The sequence below is a fragment of the Dyadobacter sp. CY312 genome (assembly GCF_021390535.1).
Lineage (GTDB): Bacteria > Bacteroidota > Bacteroidia > Cytophagales > Spirosomataceae > Dyadobacter.
On the sequence record NZ_JAJUXG010000013.1, the window covers coordinates 152,787 to 171,779 of the forward strand.

The 18,993-nt window shown below is 43.8% G+C and carries 17 protein-coding genes and 1 pseudogene; 10 read left to right on the top strand and 8 right to left on the bottom strand.

From position 1 onward, the window contains the following. The first annotated feature begins 27 nt into the window (after positions 1-27). Positions 28-1,608 carry a RagB/SusD family nutrient uptake outer membrane protein gene (locus tag LZG71_RS19020; protein ID WP_233823024.1) on the top strand — a complete coding sequence of 527 codons (1,581 nt, stop codon included), beginning with the start codon at positions 28-30 and terminating at the stop codon, positions 1,606-1,608. Between the two features lie 69 nt (positions 1,609-1,677). On the opposite strand, the gene LZG71_RS19025 is transcribed toward LZG71_RS19020, so the two are convergent. The 3 genes and pseudogenes from LZG71_RS19025 to LZG71_RS19030 all read right to left on the bottom strand — a co-directional run. Further along, the gene (locus tag LZG71_RS19025) at positions 1,678-1,944 is read right to left on the bottom strand and encodes a response regulator (protein WP_233823026.1); all 267 of its coding nucleotides are present in this window, start codon (positions 1,942-1,944) and stop codon (positions 1,678-1,680) included. A gap of 6 nt (positions 1,945-1,950) precedes the next feature. After that, positions 1,951-2,064 (bottom strand): hypothetical protein, encoded by a 114-nt coding sequence (locus tag LZG71_RS30700; protein WP_409013640.1) that lies wholly within the window; start codon positions 2,062-2,064, stop codon positions 1,951-1,953. Between the two features lie 7 nt (positions 2,065-2,071). Then, positions 2,072-2,521 (bottom strand): annotated as a pseudogene (locus LZG71_RS19030) ((2Fe-2S)-binding protein); the annotation flags it as partial. Positions 2,522-2,676: 155 nt separating this feature from the next. Here LZG71_RS19030 and LZG71_RS19035 point away from each other — a divergent pair. The 5 genes from LZG71_RS19035 (at position 2,677) to LZG71_RS19055 (ending at position 5,637) form a co-directional block, all read left to right on the top strand. Beyond that, complete coding sequence (locus LZG71_RS19035) at positions 2,677-3,435, top strand: DUF72 domain-containing protein (RefSeq protein WP_233823028.1); 759 nt, start codon at positions 2,677-2,679, stop codon at positions 3,433-3,435. Positions 3,436-3,628: 193 nt separating this feature from the next. Then, the gene (locus LZG71_RS19040) at positions 3,629-4,009 is read left to right on the top strand and encodes a hypothetical protein (protein WP_233823029.1); all 381 of its coding nucleotides are present in this window, start codon (positions 3,629-3,631) and stop codon (positions 4,007-4,009) included. 209 nt (positions 4,010-4,218) lie between these two features. Next, a complete protein-coding gene (locus tag LZG71_RS19045; protein ID WP_233823030.1) occupies positions 4,219-4,692 on the top strand; it encodes a Dps family protein in 474 nt (157 codons plus the stop codon). A 222-nt stretch (positions 4,693-4,914) separates the two neighbouring features. Beyond that, on the top strand, positions 4,915-5,088 hold the full coding sequence (locus LZG71_RS19050; protein ID WP_233823031.1) for a hypothetical protein: 174 nt from the start codon (positions 4,915-4,917) through the stop codon (positions 5,086-5,088). Between the two features lie 24 nt (positions 5,089-5,112). Further along, positions 5,113-5,637 (top strand): antibiotic biosynthesis monooxygenase, encoded by a 525-nt coding sequence (locus tag LZG71_RS19055; protein ID WP_233823032.1) that lies wholly within the window; start codon positions 5,113-5,115, stop codon positions 5,635-5,637. Positions 5,638-5,767: 130 nt separating this feature from the next. Here LZG71_RS19055 and LZG71_RS19060 read toward each other — a convergent pair whose 3' ends face one another. Next, positions 5,768-6,040, bottom strand: a complete 273-nt coding sequence (locus LZG71_RS19060) for a hypothetical protein (protein WP_233823033.1) — start codon at positions 6,038-6,040, stop codon at positions 5,768-5,770. 242 nt (positions 6,041-6,282) lie between these two features. Between LZG71_RS19060 and LZG71_RS19065 the strand changes: the two genes are divergently transcribed. Further along, positions 6,283-6,855, top strand: a complete 573-nt coding sequence (locus tag LZG71_RS19065) for a cupin domain-containing protein (protein ID WP_233823034.1) — start codon at positions 6,283-6,285, stop codon at positions 6,853-6,855. Between the two features lie 33 nt (positions 6,856-6,888). On the opposite strand, the gene LZG71_RS19070 is transcribed toward LZG71_RS19065, so the two are convergent. Further along, positions 6,889-7,449 (bottom strand): 2'-5' RNA ligase family protein, encoded by a 561-nt coding sequence (locus LZG71_RS19070; protein WP_233823035.1) that lies wholly within the window; start codon positions 7,447-7,449, stop codon positions 6,889-6,891. Between the two features lie 132 nt (positions 7,450-7,581). Between LZG71_RS19070 and LZG71_RS19075 the strand changes: the two genes are divergently transcribed. From LZG71_RS19075 to LZG71_RS19085, 3 genes are all read left to right on the top strand, one after another. Further along, positions 7,582-8,772, top strand: a complete 1,191-nt coding sequence (locus tag LZG71_RS19075) for a winged helix-turn-helix domain-containing protein (protein ID WP_233823036.1) — start codon at positions 7,582-7,584, stop codon at positions 8,770-8,772. Positions 8,773-8,980: 208 nt separating this feature from the next. Next, positions 8,981-10,210 (top strand): M14 family metallopeptidase, encoded by a 1,230-nt coding sequence (locus tag LZG71_RS19080; RefSeq protein WP_233823037.1) that lies wholly within the window; start codon positions 8,981-8,983, stop codon positions 10,208-10,210. A gap of 597 nt (positions 10,211-10,807) precedes the next feature. Next, a complete protein-coding gene (locus tag LZG71_RS19085; RefSeq protein WP_233823038.1) occupies positions 10,808-13,648 on the top strand; it encodes a DUF6923 family protein in 2,841 nt (946 codons plus the stop codon). Between the two features lie 149 nt (positions 13,649-13,797). On the opposite strand, the gene LZG71_RS19090 is transcribed toward LZG71_RS19085, so the two are convergent. The 3 genes from LZG71_RS19090 to LZG71_RS19100 all read right to left on the bottom strand — a co-directional run bounded on the left by LZG71_RS19090 (position 13,798) and on the right by LZG71_RS19100 (position 18,621). Continuing rightward, on the bottom strand, positions 13,798-14,658 hold the full coding sequence (locus LZG71_RS19090; RefSeq protein WP_233823039.1) for a glycerophosphodiester phosphodiesterase family protein: 861 nt from the start codon (positions 14,656-14,658) through the stop codon (positions 13,798-13,800). A gap of 16 nt (positions 14,659-14,674) precedes the next feature. Continuing rightward, a complete protein-coding gene (locus LZG71_RS19095) occupies positions 14,675-15,235 on the bottom strand; it encodes a hypothetical protein (RefSeq protein ID WP_233823040.1) in 561 nt (186 codons plus the stop codon). A 173-nt stretch (positions 15,236-15,408) separates the two neighbouring features. After that, on the bottom strand, positions 15,409-18,621 hold the full coding sequence (locus LZG71_RS19100; RefSeq protein WP_409013641.1) for a carboxypeptidase regulatory-like domain-containing protein: 3,213 nt from the start codon (positions 18,619-18,621) through the stop codon (positions 15,409-15,411). Positions 18,622-18,993 lie beyond the last annotated feature (372 nt).

The following is an 18,993-nucleotide window of genomic DNA, read 5'->3' on the forward strand; positions in this document are numbered from 1 at the left end:
TTTTCATTCAACTTCATTTTACCGATAATGAAAAAGCAAATACTTTCGCTCGGAACGCTGGCCTGCCTGGCCTTAGCCGGCTGCGACAACTCACTGGATAATGTAAAAAACCAAGCGAGTTATAACGACGACACCTATTTCACAACACCAGCAACCATTTCGGAATCGCTCACAGCAGCCTATGGTCTGATGCTCTACAAAGGGCTTTATTCAAGAGACTTCTACTATCTCATGGATCTGACCGGTAATGAGGCTGAGGCTGATGCACCGCTTTTGGGAGATGTTTTGCAGCTTCATGATTATAGCTATGCGGCCAATCATGCTCAGATTAATGACCTTTGGTCTACCGCTTACAAGCTCACTTTCAGATCCAATCTGGTGATTGACAAGGCGGCAAAAGTGGTTCCGGCTTCTGATGCCGAGAAAGCAAAACTTACCCAGTACATTTCGGAGGCCTACTTTCTGAAAGCCTATGCGGAGTTTTTGCTGGTAACACTCTGGGGCCGTGTTCCTATTCGTACAGACTACGGCGGCAACAGCGAATTTTATCTATCGAGAGCTACTGTGGAGGATAACTGGAAGCAGATCGAATCAGATCTGAAAAATGCGATCAGCGGCCTGCCTGTCACTTATGCAACGGCCGATCTGGGCCGGGTAACCAAAGGAGCAGCTGTTGCGCTGCTGGGTAAATCCTATTTGTTTCAGAAAAAATATGCAGAAGCAGCAACACAGTTTGACTTGCTTACCAAAGCTCCATACACGTACAGCCTGGTGCAAAATCTTGACGAACTGTTTACCAAATCACCTGTAAAAAATGCCGAAACAGTTTTTGATATCCCTCATAAAGCATGGGGCGGCTGGGCCGAAGGAAGTCCATACTATATGTTCGGTTCTCAGGAAGGATCAGGAAGTGGTAAGAACACATTGACCGGACGCGCCATGGAATATGGCTGGAACGACTGGCGTAACGTATTCATCTCGGATGCAGCCGTAAAAGCATTTACGTATTCCGACGAATCCGGCAAAGTTTATGTGGATCCGAGAGCGAAAAATACTTTTTACGGAGACAAAACAAGTGGCGGCGATGTGACTTATTGCGATAACTGTCCTGGTGGTGCAAAGCCTTACCCATATGCTGAAAACGGCAACGGTTTCCGTTGGAGAAAATATGAACCATACGAGTACAAAGAGAAAGGTGAACTGCCTCAGTCGGATATTAACTCACAGGTAATACGCTACGCCGATGTGCTGCTGATGCTCGCCGAAGCGCAGATCAATAACGGCAAGATCGCTGACGCCCTTCCGCTGATAAACCAGGTAAGAACCCGATCCGGTGCATTTGCCTATACCAATCTGGGAAGTAAGGAGGAAGCGATTAAAAAGATTATGCTCGAACGCCAGCTTGAACTATCCGGCGAACAGGTACGCTGGTTTGATCTGATTCGCTGGGGAGTTGCTAAACAGACACTGAACGCGGAAAAGAAAGCGAAGTATCCAACTTCCAGCCAGCCTTTTTTCCAAGATAAACATGTATTATTCCCTATACCTTTATCCGAGAAAAACACCAATCCGCTTGTGGCAAAAGACATCGCCAACGACTGGAACTAACTGACAATAGCTAAAAACGCCCCGCCGACATCTATCTGTCAGCGGGGCGTTTTTAGCTATAAATAAGGACTAAATCGCGGTGTTTTCCACCCTGGTATACAACTCAGTTACAAAAGAGCTGTAATCAATGAAGGTTTCCGGTTTTGGAATAAAATCGAACGCTCCCAATTCTAGGCATTTATCTCTGACCGACTTAATTGAAGAGGTGGACGTAATGACCACTTTAATAGCTGCGTACTTATCATCGGATTGCATCTCTGATAAAATATCATAGCCATTTTTCCCTGGCATATTCAGGTCAGATAAAATCAGCATTGCTATCTTATACTTTCTCATGATTTGTTAGCTCATAGTAGTTTTGATATATGGTAAAGTAAAAGGTTTTCCCTGTTCCGATTCACACCACATTTTTCCCTGATGACGTTCTGCTATTTTTTTACAAATTGCGAGCCCCATTCCTGTTACCCTCACCCAACATCCCTATCACGCTGCAAATTTGCCCCGGAGTGCAATAACCATATTGAAAAGCGTCATACTCAATGAACGCCTTCTGTGAAGGATGCATGTCCCCGCTTGTTCCGATACCTTCAATGGTGGTAATCTCTGAACCATCCTTCATAACAGCCAGCGTAAGACAGCTAAGCATACGTTCACCATCACAAAGCACCGTACATGCGCCACACTGGCCATGATCGCACCCTTTCTTCGTTCCGGTAAGGTTCGCATATTCTCTGATCGCATCCAGCAAGCTCACCCATGGAGCCAGTTATAATGAAACCTGCTGCCCGTTTATAAGCAAAGTCACGTCGCCTGGTGCTATTGCATCAAGGGTTGAGTGGGTGGAAGATTTTGTGAGCACAAATTCCGTGTTTAATTGGTTAGCGTGCGTAGCAAGACATAATAAGCGTGCCATCGGAATAATGAGAATCCGCGATCCGGAATTTCCTCAATTTCTCACTTTTGAGGTTTGAGGAGCGCATGGCAAGGTTGAAGTTATTCCATGAACATGTGAAAATTTTACACGGCGTGATTTTAATAGAAAGCTCCGGTGAATGAAATATTTATTAAATGATGGCTAAGCGGGGAGAAATTTATCTGGGAACCAGCGGGCTGGTTTTGCCGTATAAAAACAGACAGGCCTATCCTGCCGAATTCGAAGGCCAGAGCCGGATGATGGTGTATGGAAAGCTGTTTAATTCGATTGAAATCAATTCCATTTTTTACAAGCTGCCAAGGCCGGCGACCATTGGCGAATGGACCCGGGCGGTTCGCCAGGATTTCCGTTTCACCTTCAAATTGTGGAAACAGATTTCTCACAGTCCGTCACTGAAATTCAATGAGGTCGATGTGGAAAGGTTTTTTGAAGTAATCGAACCAGCCAGAGAAAAAGCCGGTTGTATTCTTGTGCAATTTCCACCATCTGTTAAAGCCGCCTTGTTCCAAGAAGTATCTTCCCTGCTTGAAACTTTGCAACATTTCAATAAAAATCGCTGGTCTGTGGCAGTTGAGTTCCGAAGTCCGTCGTGGTATACATCCCGTACCTTTGATCTTCTGAATACAAACCAGTTGGCTATGGTTTATCATGACAAATCAGGCAGCCAGTCGCCACACCAGGAGCTGGATGCCGACATAATCTACCTTCGTTTCCATGGACCAAACGGAAATTACAAGGGAAGCTACGACCAGGGATTTCTTTACGAGTATGCAGGTTATGTAAGCGCATGGCAGGATGCGGGAAAAACCGTTTATGTCTATTTCAACAATACCATGGGTGCCGCACTGGAGAATTTAAGAACGCTTGAAAAATTTATGGCTGAGGACGAATGATACATCATTGGTATAGCACCAAATCAAAGTCATCATCCTATTACGTCAAACCAAACAAATACTTGTTAAAGTGAATGAAAAACATCCTATAGAACCCAGCAAATCCTATTTTAGACTGTCGTAATATCAAATAATCTTCCCTTCCAACCATTTGCCCGACTGATGAGTCATCGTACAAAACAATCTTGAAATTATGAAAACAAGTCTTCTTTTCCAGCTAGCTTTTGTGTTGTTAATGGGTTGTAATAAAGCGGATGATTTGGGTCCTGCTGAGCTTACGGGCTGTACAAATGTAACAGGTGCGAACTGTTTCAGAGTTTTGAAAAATGTGGATACATTTGTTTTTTCCATGACAAATACCAGACAGGATGGCACCACTTTTGACAGCTATTTTATCAAAAATGATGATGCGGATGGGTTAACACAACCCCTCGTTCCCTGTAATTTACCAGAAGAGTATCAAAAGAATGGTTTGCGGATCAGATTCAGTGGGCATGCGTTATCTTTCCTAGACCATGGCTTCGGAAATAGTATTGGACTACCTATTGAACTGACCCACATTAAAAAGAGGTAGTTGGATCTGACTGCGTCCGAATCCGGTCTGTTTTCACCGGCCCTGTTAGTTAGCGATCGCTTTTCAAAATTTACCTGAATCACCATATCATCATCTTCTTTCAACGACGCTATTTGCCTGTTCACCGAAAATTACAACTGATCAGACTTTAAAAAGTATAATTTTGTTTATCACAAAAAAAGAAAAGCATACTTCTAAATAATCAGATCATGAAAGCGAACATTGGAATTTCAGAAGAAAATAGAAACGCGGTTTCAGCCCAGCTGGCGAAATTACTTGCGGATGAATTTGTATTGTATACCAAAACCAGAAATGCCCACTGGAACATCGAAGGCGCCGACTTTCATGCCATGCATTTATTTTTCGAAGCGCAGTACCAGCAACTGGACGATGTGATGGACAGCGTTGCCGAACGTATACGTAAGATCGGCCACTATGCACCAGCTACATTAACGCAGCTTTTGCAGCTAACCCACCTTACAGAGGCCACCGCCAATAAAAATGACAGCGCCGGATTTATAAAAGAATTGCTTGAAGACCACGAAAGTATCATCACATTCATTCGCGGAAACATTAACCCATTTGCCAACGAATACCACGATGCCGGAACGAGTGATTTCATCACGGGACTGCTGGAAACACATGAAGAAATGGCTTGGATGTTACGCGCTCATTTTGCCTGAATAAAACATTTCAGAAAACCATAACACTTCTCCCCTCAAAACCGCTGAATAGCTCAGCGGTTTTTTCGTATTTTTTACTTAAAAGTGTTTATGAGCTCAATTCAGTGGTTTTATACCAAAATTGATAACTTAGCTTTCGTATTCCTGTGATAGGAATATACGACCGAAAATAAGTATTTTCGAGCGGTTCAGCCAGGCCGAGGATTCAATCACCAGAAACATATGAAAACGAGCATCGGCATTATGGGACTGACTCCTCTGCTCAGCGAGTACCTGGATCAGCTGGAAGAGGCTGGCCCGAAATCTGTGGACTTACTAAGTTGTGTGAATACTGTGAAGAATATTTGCTTAGGAGCTTTGCAAGAAGCGAAGGCTGTTTACAGCAAGCTGGTGTAATGAAGAATTAAAAACCTGAATATCATGCCTATACATGTTGCCATTACGCGCAGAGTTCTTCCGGGAAAAGAAAAGGAATTTACAGAAGCACTCCGCCATTTTCTCGGCGAATCGTTTTTGCACGGCGGTGTGCAGGGAGCCGGCATGATCTCTCCATTACCCGGAACCGACAGTCGGGAAATCGGTATTCTCAGAACTTTCGCAGATGAAGCTGAGCGCGATGCATTTTATAATTCGCAGCTTTTTAAAGATTGGGAAGCCTACGCCTCCACGCTCACAGAGGAGCCAAATTATCGTCAGCTGACTGGATTGGAAGCCTGGTTTCGTTCACCAACGCCGCCTCCCCGCTGGAAAATGGCGATTGCTACCTTGTGTGGTGTCTTTCCGACCAGCCTGTTTTTGTCCTTAACCATCGGTCCCCACATTCAGCCGCTTCCAATACTGCTTCGTGTTCTCATTATCGCATCGTGCATGGTTACACTATTAACATGGGTGGTTATGCCGCAAGTAACAAAAATTTTGAAACCGTGGCTGCGGAGTGGCAGATAGACAGGCTCTGGTAGAAAAACGGATTCATTTTAGAAAGGTAGAATTTTAGTAAAAAAAGCCCTCGTCACCATCAATCCCTGCTCATCGTGCACTTCTGTCAGCGTTTCGCTAAGACCCTCTGAACTGGGTATCACTGTTGACTACTTTTAGCAGGCACAGCAAACAACTTGCGCTGAGGTAATTTATTGGTTAAATCAGCGTGAACGCCAAAGTTGGTTTCTATCACATCTTTGGGATTTCCAGCAAGCCATTCGCTCAGATCAATCGCCTCATAATGACCACTGTTGAACCCGATCAGAATTCGGCAAACCTTCGTACCCGTATTTTTGATGTAATGTCCTGCTCCGATACGGGGTGTTTTCTTTTCGAGTTCATATTTGAAACTTAGTCCGGTGTTTTCCATGATTGTAGAATTTGGGTGTGAATAATTTATCTATGCCAAATCTCCTGATCACTGAGGTTAATCCTTTCAAGTATTCGTCCAACAGGCAAATCGGATCGTTGGATTCGGTCTGCCTGTTGGATCATACCCTGTATAAAATGCGATGTGCAGGTCAATGGAAATGCCGGTAAATAAATGCTACTAGACTTTGATGCAGCTGCTCGTTAACTTGATAGAAGGTTTTCCATCATCACTTGCATATCATGAAACGATACGAATTTCTCAACCTGTCTATGGCTCTGCCGGTCACGATGCTTTCGGGGCATAAAGCCGGATTTTTTAATCAGGTAAGACCCATAAAGGGATTTACAGTAAAAGGTGGGCAAGACCGTTTCGGTAAAAGCATTACGCTGCTGGAAGGTGATACCTTTTACACCAAAGTCTCATCAAAAGATACCGACGGAGATATATACACCTTTGAGTCTACAAGGGTCAAAAATGGCGGACCGACACTGCACATTCATGACAATCAGGATGAATGGTGGTATATTCTGGAAGGGGAATTTAATATTAAAGTCGGCGAAGAGATCTATAAGGCAAAAACAGGTGACAGTGTTTTTGGGCCAAGAGGTGTGCCGCATACATTTACCAAAACAAGTGAAGGAATAGCCAGAATGCTTATCACTTTCCAGCCTGCGGGACAGATGGAGGCTTTTTTTACCGCGATTGCATCAGGAGCAATGAAGGGCAAATCTGAGGAAGAACAGGATGATTTTAGAAAAAAACACGGCTTTCGCCGAGTTGGTCCGCCACTGGAATATTTCAAGAAGTTTTAACTGTTGTTCGCAGCCAATACAATTACAAACCGATTACATGGCCCGTATCTGAGATGTTGGCTGATTCGTAAAGTCAAATTTCGTTAAATACTCCCACGGGCCATTGTGATACCTCCAGAGCTGAATACCATGAACGGTAAAGCCGAAAGGTTGAAAACTTTGCATCAAATCAGTCTGTAATTTTTTGGCTTCGGCAGGTTCCACCTTATTCTGAACGGTGATGTGAAAGTTTCTCTTTTCCCGGTCCTGATTTGTCATGTGCTCAAACCAGATCCTTTGAAGTTTTTGGTGAAGTGATGGAAGCTCAGGAGAAATAATTTTAAAAGCGGTTCCACCTCCCAGGGACATAATGCTCTGAACTGTTGCATCAAATGGCTGTTGATTGTCTGACAGCTTTTGTAGGTCTTCAAAAATCCACGGTTTGTCAGGCAGGGCATGGAAAAGTGTAAGATGTGCATTCAGATAATTGCGTTCGGCAGGGAAATGCAGCTTGCGTAACTGGTTAAAATAGCTTTGTGCCGAGGGCGTAATACAAAATGTAGCAACAAGTGGCTTTGATGCCAGCGGTTCACTTGGAAAGGATATTTGTTGCATAAAGGTGGATGTTAAGTATTCACAAACTGAGCTCCTGAAATCATAACAAAACCGATTCACCAATATAGTGCCATTCATCTCCGAATAGGTATTTCACAAGATACACGTATCCAAAAGTCCTATCTTCGTATCATGGAAGCTACTACACTAACCCGGCAGGAAGCAAGAAAGATTATTCTGAATGCGGCAGGACTTGCCCGCAAAGCACAATTTGGAACGGGAATTGAGGCCGTATACCGTGTGATAGACCATCTGGGATTTGTGCAGCTGGATACGAATTACGTTGTGGAACGGGCGCATCACCATGTGATGGCCGCGCGTATACCTGGCTACCAACCTCAGTGGCTTGCAGACCTTTGCGATGATTGCAGCATATTCGAGTATTTTGCCTCGGATGCAGGCTACATTCCCATGCACGATTTTCGCTTTACATTACCTGTCAAAAAAGCTTTCAAAAACCAGCATAAACCCATAACAGACCAGGAAGCGAGTTTGGAGAAGCAGATTCTGGATCGGGTAAAAAGGGAAGAACGCGTGATGGTCGGGGATTTCGAGAATGATCGCATCGAAGCCAGCACGGGATGGTGGGATTGGCGTCCGGCAAAGGTTACACTCGAAAGACTTTATCTGGAGGGTGAGCTCATGATTGGCCGGACGAAGACCTTCAAAAAAGTTTACGGACTACCTCTCGATTTTGTTCCGCAGGAAACAGACTTAACCATGCCTGCCGATGAAGAATATGCCCGTTACATCATTCACAGAACATTAGGGGCGCTGGGGATTTCGTCAGCCAAAGAGATGGCCTGGCGTGCCTGCCGTGTAAAAAACAACCTGATCAAGAGCGAACTCCAAAAAATGGTTCAGGCAGGCGAGGTCAAAATGGTGGTGGTGGATGACTTGAAAGGACCGCTATACATGCTTCCGAAACAGGAATTTAACTTTGAAATTTCCAGTGACGTTTTCATCCTTTCCCCGTTTGATATCCTGAACGTATTCCGGCATCGGCTCAAAGATTTCTTCGATTTTGATTATCAGATCGAATGTTTCGTACCTGCTCCCAAACGCAAGTACGGGTACTTTTCATTGCCCATACTTACAGGAGATAAATTCATTGCAAGGATGGATGCCAAAGCCGATCGGAAGAATAAGGTGCTGATTGTCCATAACATCCACTTTGAACCCGGCGACGTTGACCCGCTGATTTTAGAAAAGCTAATCCAAAGCCTCAAAGCTTTTGTGAGCTTCAACCAATGCCGTGAGGTGATATTCAGCAGATCCAATAATGATGCGTATTTGGAGACGATCAGCGGGCGCTTTTCCTAGAAGATTCATCTTAAGTATTTATAGGAAAAGACATTCAGTGAACCAATGTCTAATGAAATAATAGTCTATAATATTGATATATTTAATGGTCTATAATCCAAACTTGCTTCCTACCTTTGCGTTTTTACAAGTTGCGGGGTTAGAAGCTCTCATTTCTACACGCAGGCAGCGAAAATCTTCATGGAAAGCATTCATTAAAACAAATAAAATGAAATTAATACAGGTGATGTTGACCGCATTGGCAATTTCCGGAGCAGGTTCTGAAAGCCTGGCGCAGTTTAAAGGACAAGGCCCTATACAAGGTGTACCAACTGAAAGCAGACCCGTTGAAAAACAGTGGAAAGGCATATTTCCTTTTGAAAAGGAACAGGTATTTTTTTCAAATGACTTTACTGGTGCCAGGTTGAATAAGGCAAACGAGATCGGGAAACGCACGTATGATTTGCGCATTGAGCCGGAAAATACACCAGTGAATGGAAGTCCATGGTATGCGTTTAAAGTCTGGGCCAACCAGGACGGTCCGGTCCGTTTTTCCTTTTCTTATCCTGACAAAGTAAAACACAGGTACGAGCCCAAAATAAGCAAAGACGGCACACATTGGGAGCAGCTGACCTTTAAAGAAGAAAACGGAATCCGGTTGTATGAGGTGAATCCCGGAAAAGACACGATATGGGTTGCAGCACAGGAACTGACCACATCCGCACACGTTGATCAATGGATTAAGAATCTCGAAAAAAAGCAGGGAGTAAAATCATTTTCAATTGGAAAAAGTACACTGGGCAGGCCAATTCAGGCATTCCGATTCGGCAACGATCAAAGCAAAAATTATCTGGTGATACTGGGCAGACAGCATCCGCCCGAAGTTACTGGACACAAAGCGCTGGTGGCGTTCACGGAAGCACTTCTTTCCGAAAATGCGGCAACGAAATCTTTGAGGGATCAGTTTCAGGTTATTGTGTTACCACTCCTGAATCCCGATGGTGTGGATGAAGGTTTTTGGCGGCACAATGCAGGTGGTATAGACCTCAACCGCGACTGGTCGGCATTTAACCAACCCGAGACGAAAGCAGTGAGGGATTTTCTGAAAAAAGAAATTACCGGAGATAAAAAGCTTTTGGCGTCAATAGACTTCCACTCGACTTTCGACGACATCTATTATGTGGTTGAACCCGCAAGAAAAGGCAATGTCCCGGACCTGGTACCTAACTGGCTTTCTTCACTGAAAGAGCGTATTCCGGGATATTTACCAAACATCAAACCGTTGTATTCTGAACCACCGACATACACTTCCTTTAGTTACCTGTTCGAAACATACGGCGCCGAATCTCTGGTTTATGAAATTGGTGACGCTACAGACCCGGAGTTCATCCGCACCAAAGGACGGGTATCTGCCGAAGAACTTGCGCGTTTATTGAATGAGTTTGTTGGTTCCAAATAATTTGTTTGAAAAGATGTTTTGCCAGGTGTAGGCAAATGGAAACCGGCGACACCACAGGAAAAGCATATTTTAAAAACCAAAATAAACCTGCTGGCTTTAACGAGCGGCAGGTTTTGCTTTTAACCGTCTTTTTGCTCTTATACCCCAAAAGTTGTTCACATCAATAAAGGCCACTATTTGCAGCTCCCCGCAATACCGGCTATGCTCATGGCACTCCAACAAATAGACTGTACATCGATCTGCTACGAGACTTACACTAAATTTTTATAGCTAAAATTGTACGAATTCGAGAAAGCTCAAATTTGATTAAGTTCATGACTTACAGGTAGTTTTTGTAGAAAACAGCGACTCAACACGATATTATTGTACACTGCGACGCCAGTTACGAGTTTGTATTTGTTCCCATTTTATATACATTTGGTTACATTATTAGAAAAATTCGATTATATTAATTGTATTTATCTATGAATAGTTATCATCAAATTATTCATAGGTACTACATTGTTATGAAATGCATCTTACCTGCCAACCACATACTATTGTAATGCCCCCCCTCTGTTTCTCGTCGTTATTTTATCCATCCAAAATGAATTACCAGTGAAACAAAATTTTATCCAAAAAAAACGAATACTCTTTGCCGTTCTTGTAATGGCTACCATGTTTTTTAAAACAGCTGCCCAACAGCTGTCCACATTCGAATGCTCGACTGGTCTGGGATACATCCTCACCAACAACTCCGTAAGTGGAAATAACATTACCAGTCTTTATTCATTCAACCTGACAACAGGTGCAAGCAACCTCATCAAGGCCGACATCTTACCAACTATAACTGCCAATCAGAGATTTTTAAACGCCTTTGGCTACAATACGATTGACAATTACCTGTATGGTTACAGATACAATACCAGCCAGATTGCGAAAGTCGGTGCCAATGGAAATATTGAACTTTTGAACATGACGGGCGACGTTGCAAGCGGTGCTTATGCGGCTGGCGATGTAAGTCCCGCAGGCATTCTGTATCTGTTTGGATCAAATAGATTTGTCTCAATTGACCTGAACCCATCATCGCCCAATTACCTTGTGGCTACCCAAAAACTCACGTACACTTCCGCTATCAATGACTTTGCGTTTAGCCCCGTTGACGGAAAAATCTATGGAGTTACTAGCAATCCTGCCAGACAGTTGTTTCAGTTTGATCCTGTGGCTAATACTATGACGATACTTGGAAACACATCCGGGTTCGAACCAGGAGAAACTGATTCTTTTGGTACCGCCTTTATGGATAACCTGGGAAACCTGTTTATCAGCAACAACGCCAGTGGCAGAATTTACAGAATTGCTACACCGCATTCTCTTCCGACAAACACACCCGTAACCACGACACTCTATTCCAGCGCGTTGGCGGGGAAAGCACCCGGTGACGGTGCACGTTGTTCTTCGGCCATTATCCAGCCAAGCGCCAGTAACGACCAGGCATGTAGTCCGGCGTCGAGCACCACACCTGTCAACATAAATGTAGCGGGTAATGATGCTGCCGGAACGTATCCGTTAAACAACAGTTCTGTTCGGCTTATCAATTCGGGCAACCAAAGAGTTACTTCACTGAATGTAACACAGGGGACTTTTTCAGTAAATACAACCTCCGGAGTTATTCAGTTTCAGCCTGCCGCAGGCTTTGTATCAGGAACGGCCACAGCGACATACAGCATTGCCGATAACCAGGGCAACCTGTCCGCTGCGGCAACCATCGCAGTAACCATATGCACTCCGCCTACGGCTGTTAATGATCAAATCACGGGAGTCACGCCGGGACAACCTGCCGTACTGCCAACCATCAACAGTAATGATACTGCTCCAACCGGCACAACGCTGGTTGTTTCGACGATCAACCTGATCCCTCCTGCTTCAATTCCCGCAGCCATTGCAGAAGATACAGATGGCGATGGCGACATTGATCAGATCAGTGTACCCGGTCAGGGAATCTGGAAAGTAGATGCTTCGGGTAATATAACATTCACGCCCGAGGAAGGTTTTCTAACAAGCCCAACTCCCATCAGTTACACAATCAAAAACAGCACTGGCGCGGTGAGCAATCCTGCAACAATTACGGCGAACTATCTGCCAATGGTCACTGTGAGCGGAAATGTTTTTGTAGATGCCAATGGCCTGACAGACGAAATTGTAAACGGAAGTCCATATACGGAGCAGGGACTATATGCATTGCTTGTATCCAGCGCAGGAAAAATCCTTTCTTCACAGGAAGTTGCAGCCAATGGCACTTTCAGTTTTACGAATGTTTTACATGGAAGTTACACTGTGCAGTTGAGTAACGCAGCAGTTGTTACCGGAGCCGATGCTCCTGCGCAGGCTTCCCTTCCTGTAGGAGGAAACTGGTTGTCAACTGGCGAGTATGTTGGTACCACAGCAGGAAGTGACGGAGATGCGAACGGTATCATAACGATCACGGTTACGGGTAATTTGCCTAATGTGAACTTCGGTATTAATCAGGCTCCCACAGCCGTGCCGGTAAACGACATGATACCAACACCACGTCCGGGAGATATTTATGTTTTCAAACCACTCACTGGTTCTGACCCACAAGATGGAGCATATGCCAATTTCGGCTCGTCTACATCGCCTGATGCTCCAAAACCGACCGTCCAGATTTTGGGAAGCACGTTCCAATTCACGGCGATTGATGGAGCTTCACCGTCACTTAGTATCAGCTACGGATCAACGGTGCTATCTACCTCAACTGACAACGCCGTCATAACAGATTTTGACTTTGCCGAACTTGCAGCAACGCTTAATGGAAGCGGATACACTGGTTTTGACTTTGAATATGTGGTGATTGATGCCGCCGGCGCGAAGTCCGCTCCCGTAGTCTACAAGGTGGAATGGACAAGTCCGTTACCAGTGAAACTCACTTCATTTCAGGCAAAAAATGAAGGGCAAACTGTGCAGCTATTGTGGACCACAACAGGAGAGTCAAACGCTGACCGCTTTGAAATTGAACGCAGCGGCGATGCGAACAGCTGGATTAAAATAGGAGAACAGAAAGCCGCAGGCGAAAGCAGTACGCAAAAAAACTACACTTTTGTTGACGCAGCAGTATCGAAAGGCACCAATTACTACCGCCTTAAAATGATTGATACTGATCAGACATTCGCTTACAGCCGGATTGTCAGTGTCGCAAATGAAAATGGTAGCTCGTTGGTTTTCTCACCGAATCCAACAAAGGATTTTGTAACGATAAACGGCCTTACAGGAGGGGAACTTATTGAAATAATCAGCTCAACAGGAATTAAAATTGCTGCCACCACGAACAATGGAAATAGTTTCAGATATGACATTTCCGTATTGAAGACTGGAATTTACATCATTGTGGTAACAAATCCCCTTGGCGAAACGGTATCGCACAGGATTTTGAAAGATTAAGTTCCTGATCAATTACACGCATTCGGTGTAGGTGTTTGTATTCTAAAAAAACCAGAGATTATCAGCATATAGCATGCGATAGTCTCTGGTTTTTATGTTTAAAAAATGACTACGGAAAACTGTCTGAAAGACCAACTTGCAAAATGCAATCAGAATAAATCCGGGTAGTCAGATATGATACCATCCACGCCGATATCAGTCAGCTGTTTGATCTCTTCTTTGGTATTAACTGTCCAGGGAACGATCTGCATCTTTTTATCATGACATTCCTTTACAGAAGCAGCATTTACCGTTTTGTAATACGGACTGTAAATTTCCGGGGTGAAGCCAAGGAGTTGCAAATTCTCGTTTATGGATTTAGCATTAGCCGTCAGGTAAGAAATCGTGACGTCAGGATAGTTTTCATGCAGCACTTTCAACGGACGCACATCAAACGACTGGATTGTCAACCGTTCCCCAAGTTTCTTACTTTCGCATACCTGCATCACAAGCGCAACAAATTCCTGTGGAGACGGATGGTGCTTACCGTCGCCCTGTGGAGCGGATTTTATTTCAATGTTGTATTTCAATGGTTTTATGCCTTTTTGAGTCGCATAAGTTTCCACAGAATCGATCAGCTCAGAAAGTAATGGACGATAGGTTTTGATTTTTTCCTGCCTGGGAAATTGTGGATGTGGCTTGCTTCCGGCGTCAAACCTTTTAATCTCATCATATGGCATTTGAAACAAAATAAGCTGTTTTGCCTCTGCTGCACTAATGTCACTTCCGTCTGCATGACGCATAAAATCCGACGACAAATAAGTATCATGTGAAACCACCACCTGGTTATCTTTCGAAATAACCACATCCAGTTCAAGCGTGTTCACTCCTACCTGTATGGCTTTCATCATGGCCGGAATTGTATTTTCAGGCATCAATCCGCGGGCTCCCCTGTGTCCCTGTTTGTCGAGCGTTCCCTGTCCGAAAACCATGCCTGATGAGCACAGGAGAATAAAAACTATTTTTTTCATATTAATTGCATATCATTTAGTTACACTTAATCTCTCGCTGACTATTAATTTTTTCTCTTAACAAAACCCCATCTTTCCTTCTTAGAGATAACTCCGTTTGCCCAGTATTCTCGGCAAACATCATAACCGCATCCTGTAATTTCTTCTCCGCTTCCGTACAGGTATTTTTAATATTTCTGTCATCCCCAAAATCAAAATAGGGGTAGATAAACCATTTGGAAGCACTATTATTTTTGCCCTTTTTGAAAGACCAGTAACTCTTGGTTTTCTTTATATTTTCAATTATTTTTTCTGATCTATCGGTGCTTAACGTACCATAGTATGAAATGCTGTCAACGAGATTGGGATAAGACACTTTGAAGTAAAAAAATCCAAATTCGCTGTTACATTCACATTCTTGAGAATACCTCACATCTTTTTGCAAAAAGTCCGTCAGTATAACTGCATTTCCTGATGCGTTTCTTGGAAAGTTAAACGTTATGGACTTCATATCCTGCGCGTTGACGCCGAGAGGCAACATGAACATCATCACTAAAAGTAACAATGTAGACGAATTATTTTTTGACAGAAAAATCATGTGTTAGAATTGATATTACCTAAAAGTTTAGAATACGATTATCACTTCTAATTTACACGATTACTATCAAAACACGTTTCTATAATTCCAGCACAAATCCAATTTCAGTTACTTGTTAAAAGAAAAAGAGGTGCCCGATCTTAACACGGACACCTCCTGATCAGCCTAAAAAATTAAAAACTATAACGCAATCCCAACTGGAACTGGAACGGATTACCTGATGGCGTAACCACGCCAGCCGTATTGACACGGTATACAAAACTCTGGTTGGCTTTATCAAATCCAGCTTTTGCGGGAACACCCTCACTTGCTGGAATACCCAACGCGTACAATGCCTGACTACCCAAAGATTTGTTCGTTCCCCAGTCTTTGTTAAGGAAGTTGGCTACGTTGAAAATATCAACAGAAAGTTCGAGTGCATGGCTTTTGTAGAAGTTGAATTTCTTCATCGCACGCAGGTCAAATATGCCATAGAAACCATTGATACCACCGTTTCTTTCCGCCATTTTGCCAGAATATTTCGTGATATAATCTTTCACACTCTGGCTTGCATTCGGATTGTCAAGAATCGCCTGAAGTCCTTTTCTTACGTTCTCAGGTACTGCCGGATTGTTTCTGTCAAATACAAAGGCAAGGTCATTATCCCCGGTAACGAAGTCACCATTACTGTTCGCTCCGGAACGTAGCGTGTACCTTGTTCCACCAATTCCTGAATATCTAAGTCCCACTGTGACACCGTAAAAAGAGGGTAATGAACCGTAGAATACAATTTTATGGCGGAAATGGTTGTCCGAAGCCGTCATCATGCTCAAATCTCTCGGATCATCTTTCACAGGCAATGAAAGTGTCGCGGTATTCGCCACGTTCCCGTTGTACGAAGCGTTGTCTCGGGTATCATTGTAAGTATAGCTCGCCGTAATCTCCCCGTCTCTGAAATAGCGATACGTTGCATCTGCAACAAAAGCAAACTGGTTTACTTTCCCTTCGCTGTTCAATTCCAATACACGTCCGAATTTCGTACTTTTACGTCCCTGTAACCAGTCTCCGGCACCATTGTTCGGCATCGACTCCAAAGGCACAAAAACCCCTCTGTTGTCCTCATTTGCCAAACGGAAGAATGGCTGATCCACCATGTTGCGGTCTACATAAAAGTAATTGTTGCGGCCCAAAGTCATGTATCCGGCAACACCCACTCTCAGTTTATCCGTAAAATAATGGCTGTAAGAAGCATTGGCTTTGTACATCACCGGCACTCTCGCATCAGGACCGTTGGTATTGATCGTTGGCACTTGCAAGGCCGTCAGACTTGGAATGCTGTTGTAATTATTTCTGTATGCTGCAAAATCCGGTGTAGGAACATTGGCACCGCGTACATCCACGGTTGCAAGGTGTTTACCGTCAAATGTCAGGTTATTGATCAGCACATAGTTGTTGATATCTGATGCGAAAATACCACCACCCAAACGGATGATATCGGTATGACGCTCATTAATATCCCAGGTAAACTGTGCGCGAGGCTGAACCACAAATGATTTCAGGCGGTGATCGGTACGGATCTGCAATTCGTCGAAGAGTTCCTGATTAAGTGGGGAAGTCGGGTAATGTGCGTAGTCCAAACGAAGACCGGCAACCACATCAAGACCGGGCGCAAGCTGTGTTTTCAGCTGACCATAAATCCCGGCATTCAGAATGTTCCCTTTTACCGACCAATCGTCCATCAAAGGCACTTCGCGGTAGTAACGGTATGGTTTAAGGTCTTCAAATTGTTGCAGCGCAGTCCTGTTGTTAGGCGCATCTACCGTGTAATGGAAACGGCCATTTACTTCACTACCATAGGTTGACTTTGAGCCTGTGTACATCAGATCCACACCAAAAGTGTACTGAACTTTATCTGTGTTGTAATACAAATTATCAACCAGTTGTAATACATTGTTGGTAAAACCTTCCTGCGCAAAACGGTGGCCTCCCATTTGGATGCTGCCTATTGCCTTTGAACTCCCGTCACTCAAGACTGAGTTCACGTTCTCAACAATTGCACGGGGAATGTTCGCGCCCGGAAGCTGGTCACCCGGACTACTTTCCTGGAACGTGTACAAATGCTGAATCTTCAACTCGTTCGTTACACGGGAATTGATCGAAGAACGCAACGAAGCAAGTAAGCTGTTGTCGACGTTGTAATCGTTACCGGTCGATTCGTAAATATTGATCGATGAGTTATCCGTAAGCCCAAGTTTGTTTCTGTCATTGGTGTAGTTGTTACGGATTGTCAGCAAGTTATTTCTGTTAATCTGCCAGTCGATACGTGCAAAAGCTGCATCAGAACCTCTCTTTTTGTCAAATGTACCGTACTGATCTGTATTGGCAACGCCATATTTCGAACGTGCTATTCCTACAAATTGATCCAATGTCGCTCTGGTCGTGTTGAAACGGTTCTCATCAATTGGTGACTGAATATCTGCAATCACAAATGGACGTGAATCCTGCTGATGATCCCAGGCTACAAAAAAGTGTAACTTGTCTTTGATGATCGGGCCGCCCAATGAAAATCCGAATTGGTTTGTAGAAAACTTGTTATTGATTCTGTTTCCACGAATATCGTATTTGCTCGACAACCAGTTGGCGCGGCTGTAATTGAACACACTTCCGCTCAGTTTATTCGTTCCGGATTTCGTTACCGCGCTCACAGTTCCACCACCCGCACGACCATAAGTAACGTCATACTGGTTGGTTACTACCTGAAATTCACGAACGGCTTCAATCGAAATGGAATAAGGAGCGCCGCTTCGGCTGGTTGTAGCACCGGCAGACGTTGGGTTTTTCGCGTTCATACCGTCAATGGTGTAGTTGGTAGAAGATCCCAACTGACCAGAAATATTACCGCCACGGCTCAATGGAGAAAGGTCCATCAATGACGTAAAATTCCTTCCGTTTACAGGAAGTCTGGTAATATCCTTTGCCGAAATGGCCGTAGATGCACCAATGTTTTCGATTTTATTCTTCAAACCAGACGCAACAACCTGCACCACTTCCAGCGTCTGATCAGATTCTTTCATGCTGATTTTTATTTTAATCGCATCTCCCTGATTCAGCATATAGCCCGTTTGCTTTTGTTCGCCGTAACCTATAAAGCTCACAGTAACAGTATAAGGACCACCCAATGGCAATTCTTTGAATGCATATTCTCCCTTTGCATTTGTAGTTGTCCCAGTAGAAAAACCGGTTGATTCATTACGAACCTGCACCGTTGCACCCGGAAGTTCAGCATTGCTACCGTCGGATATCGTACCTGAAATAGATGCCTGCGTAGTTTGAGCCCATACGTTTGCGCCTGTAAAAACACAGGCAAACGCGAGCATGATGAATAGGAGTAAATTTCTTCTTAGCATAAGACAATTTTCATTTGTGTATTAAATAATTCGACAAATGAAGATATTTTTCTACGCCGTCAGGTTACCAAATCATTACCGAATTGTGAAGGTTTTCGTGCAAGCGACATGCTTGTGTAATAGTCCTAAAATCTCCTGAAACTATCATAAATCGACATTTTGTAAGATAAAGCACAACTGAAATGGCTTTCTTACCAATTAGCCGCATAGCAAATTCCCTGGCATCAAACAAAACTGAAACCTGTTGCCTGCCGAACCCTTAATTTGGTTTTTTAACTAATTGTTAAGAATCTCTCAACGCCTTTTTCGTGGACAAACGTCAAACCATCTTTGTGGTTATTTTAAAGATAGCGCCATACCTTATTTAGCCAA

Coding starts and splice junctions, on each gene's coding strand:
- LZG71_RS19075 (WP_233823036.1), top strand. CDS start 7,582: ATGGAAGCTACTACACTAACCCGGCAGGAAGCAAGAAAGATTATTCTG.
- LZG71_RS19065 (WP_233823034.1), top strand. CDS start 6,283: ATGAAACGATACGAATTTCTCAACCTGTCTATGGCTCTGCCGGTCACG.
- LZG71_RS19095 (WP_233823040.1), bottom strand. CDS start 15,235: ATGATTTTTCTGTCAAAAAATAATTCGTCTACATTGTTACTTTTAGTG.
- LZG71_RS19040 (WP_233823029.1), top strand. CDS start 3,629: ATGAAAACAAGTCTTCTTTTCCAGCTAGCTTTTGTGTTGTTAATGGGT.
- LZG71_RS30700 (WP_409013640.1), bottom strand. CDS start 2,064: ATGGGGCTCGCAATTTGTAAAAAAATAGCAGAACGTCATCAGGGAAAA.
- LZG71_RS19100 (WP_409013641.1), bottom strand. CDS start 18,621: ATGCTAAGAAGAAATTTACTCCTATTCATCATGCTCGCGTTTGCCTGT.
- LZG71_RS19080 (WP_233823037.1), top strand. CDS start 8,981: ATGAAATTAATACAGGTGATGTTGACCGCATTGGCAATTTCCGGAGCA.
- LZG71_RS19020 (WP_233823024.1), top strand. CDS start 28: ATGAAAAAGCAAATACTTTCGCTCGGAACGCTGGCCTGCCTGGCCTTA.
- LZG71_RS19045 (WP_233823030.1), top strand. CDS start 4,219: ATGAAAGCGAACATTGGAATTTCAGAAGAAAATAGAAACGCGGTTTCA.
- LZG71_RS19060 (WP_233823033.1), bottom strand. CDS start 6,040: ATGGAAAACACCGGACTAAGTTTCAAATATGAACTCGAAAAGAAAACA.
- LZG71_RS19055 (WP_233823032.1), top strand. CDS start 5,113: ATGCCTATACATGTTGCCATTACGCGCAGAGTTCTTCCGGGAAAAGAA.
- LZG71_RS19090 (WP_233823039.1), bottom strand. CDS start 14,658: ATGAAAAAAATAGTTTTTATTCTCCTGTGCTCATCAGGCATGGTTTTC.
- LZG71_RS19035 (WP_233823028.1), top strand. CDS start 2,677: ATGATGGCTAAGCGGGGAGAAATTTATCTGGGAACCAGCGGGCTGGTT.
- LZG71_RS19025 (WP_233823026.1), bottom strand. CDS start 1,944: ATGAGAAAGTATAAGATAGCAATGCTGATTTTATCTGACCTGAATATG.
- LZG71_RS19050 (WP_233823031.1), top strand. CDS start 4,915: ATGAAAACGAGCATCGGCATTATGGGACTGACTCCTCTGCTCAGCGAG.
- LZG71_RS19070 (WP_233823035.1), bottom strand. CDS start 7,449: ATGCAACAAATATCCTTTCCAAGTGAACCGCTGGCATCAAAGCCACTT.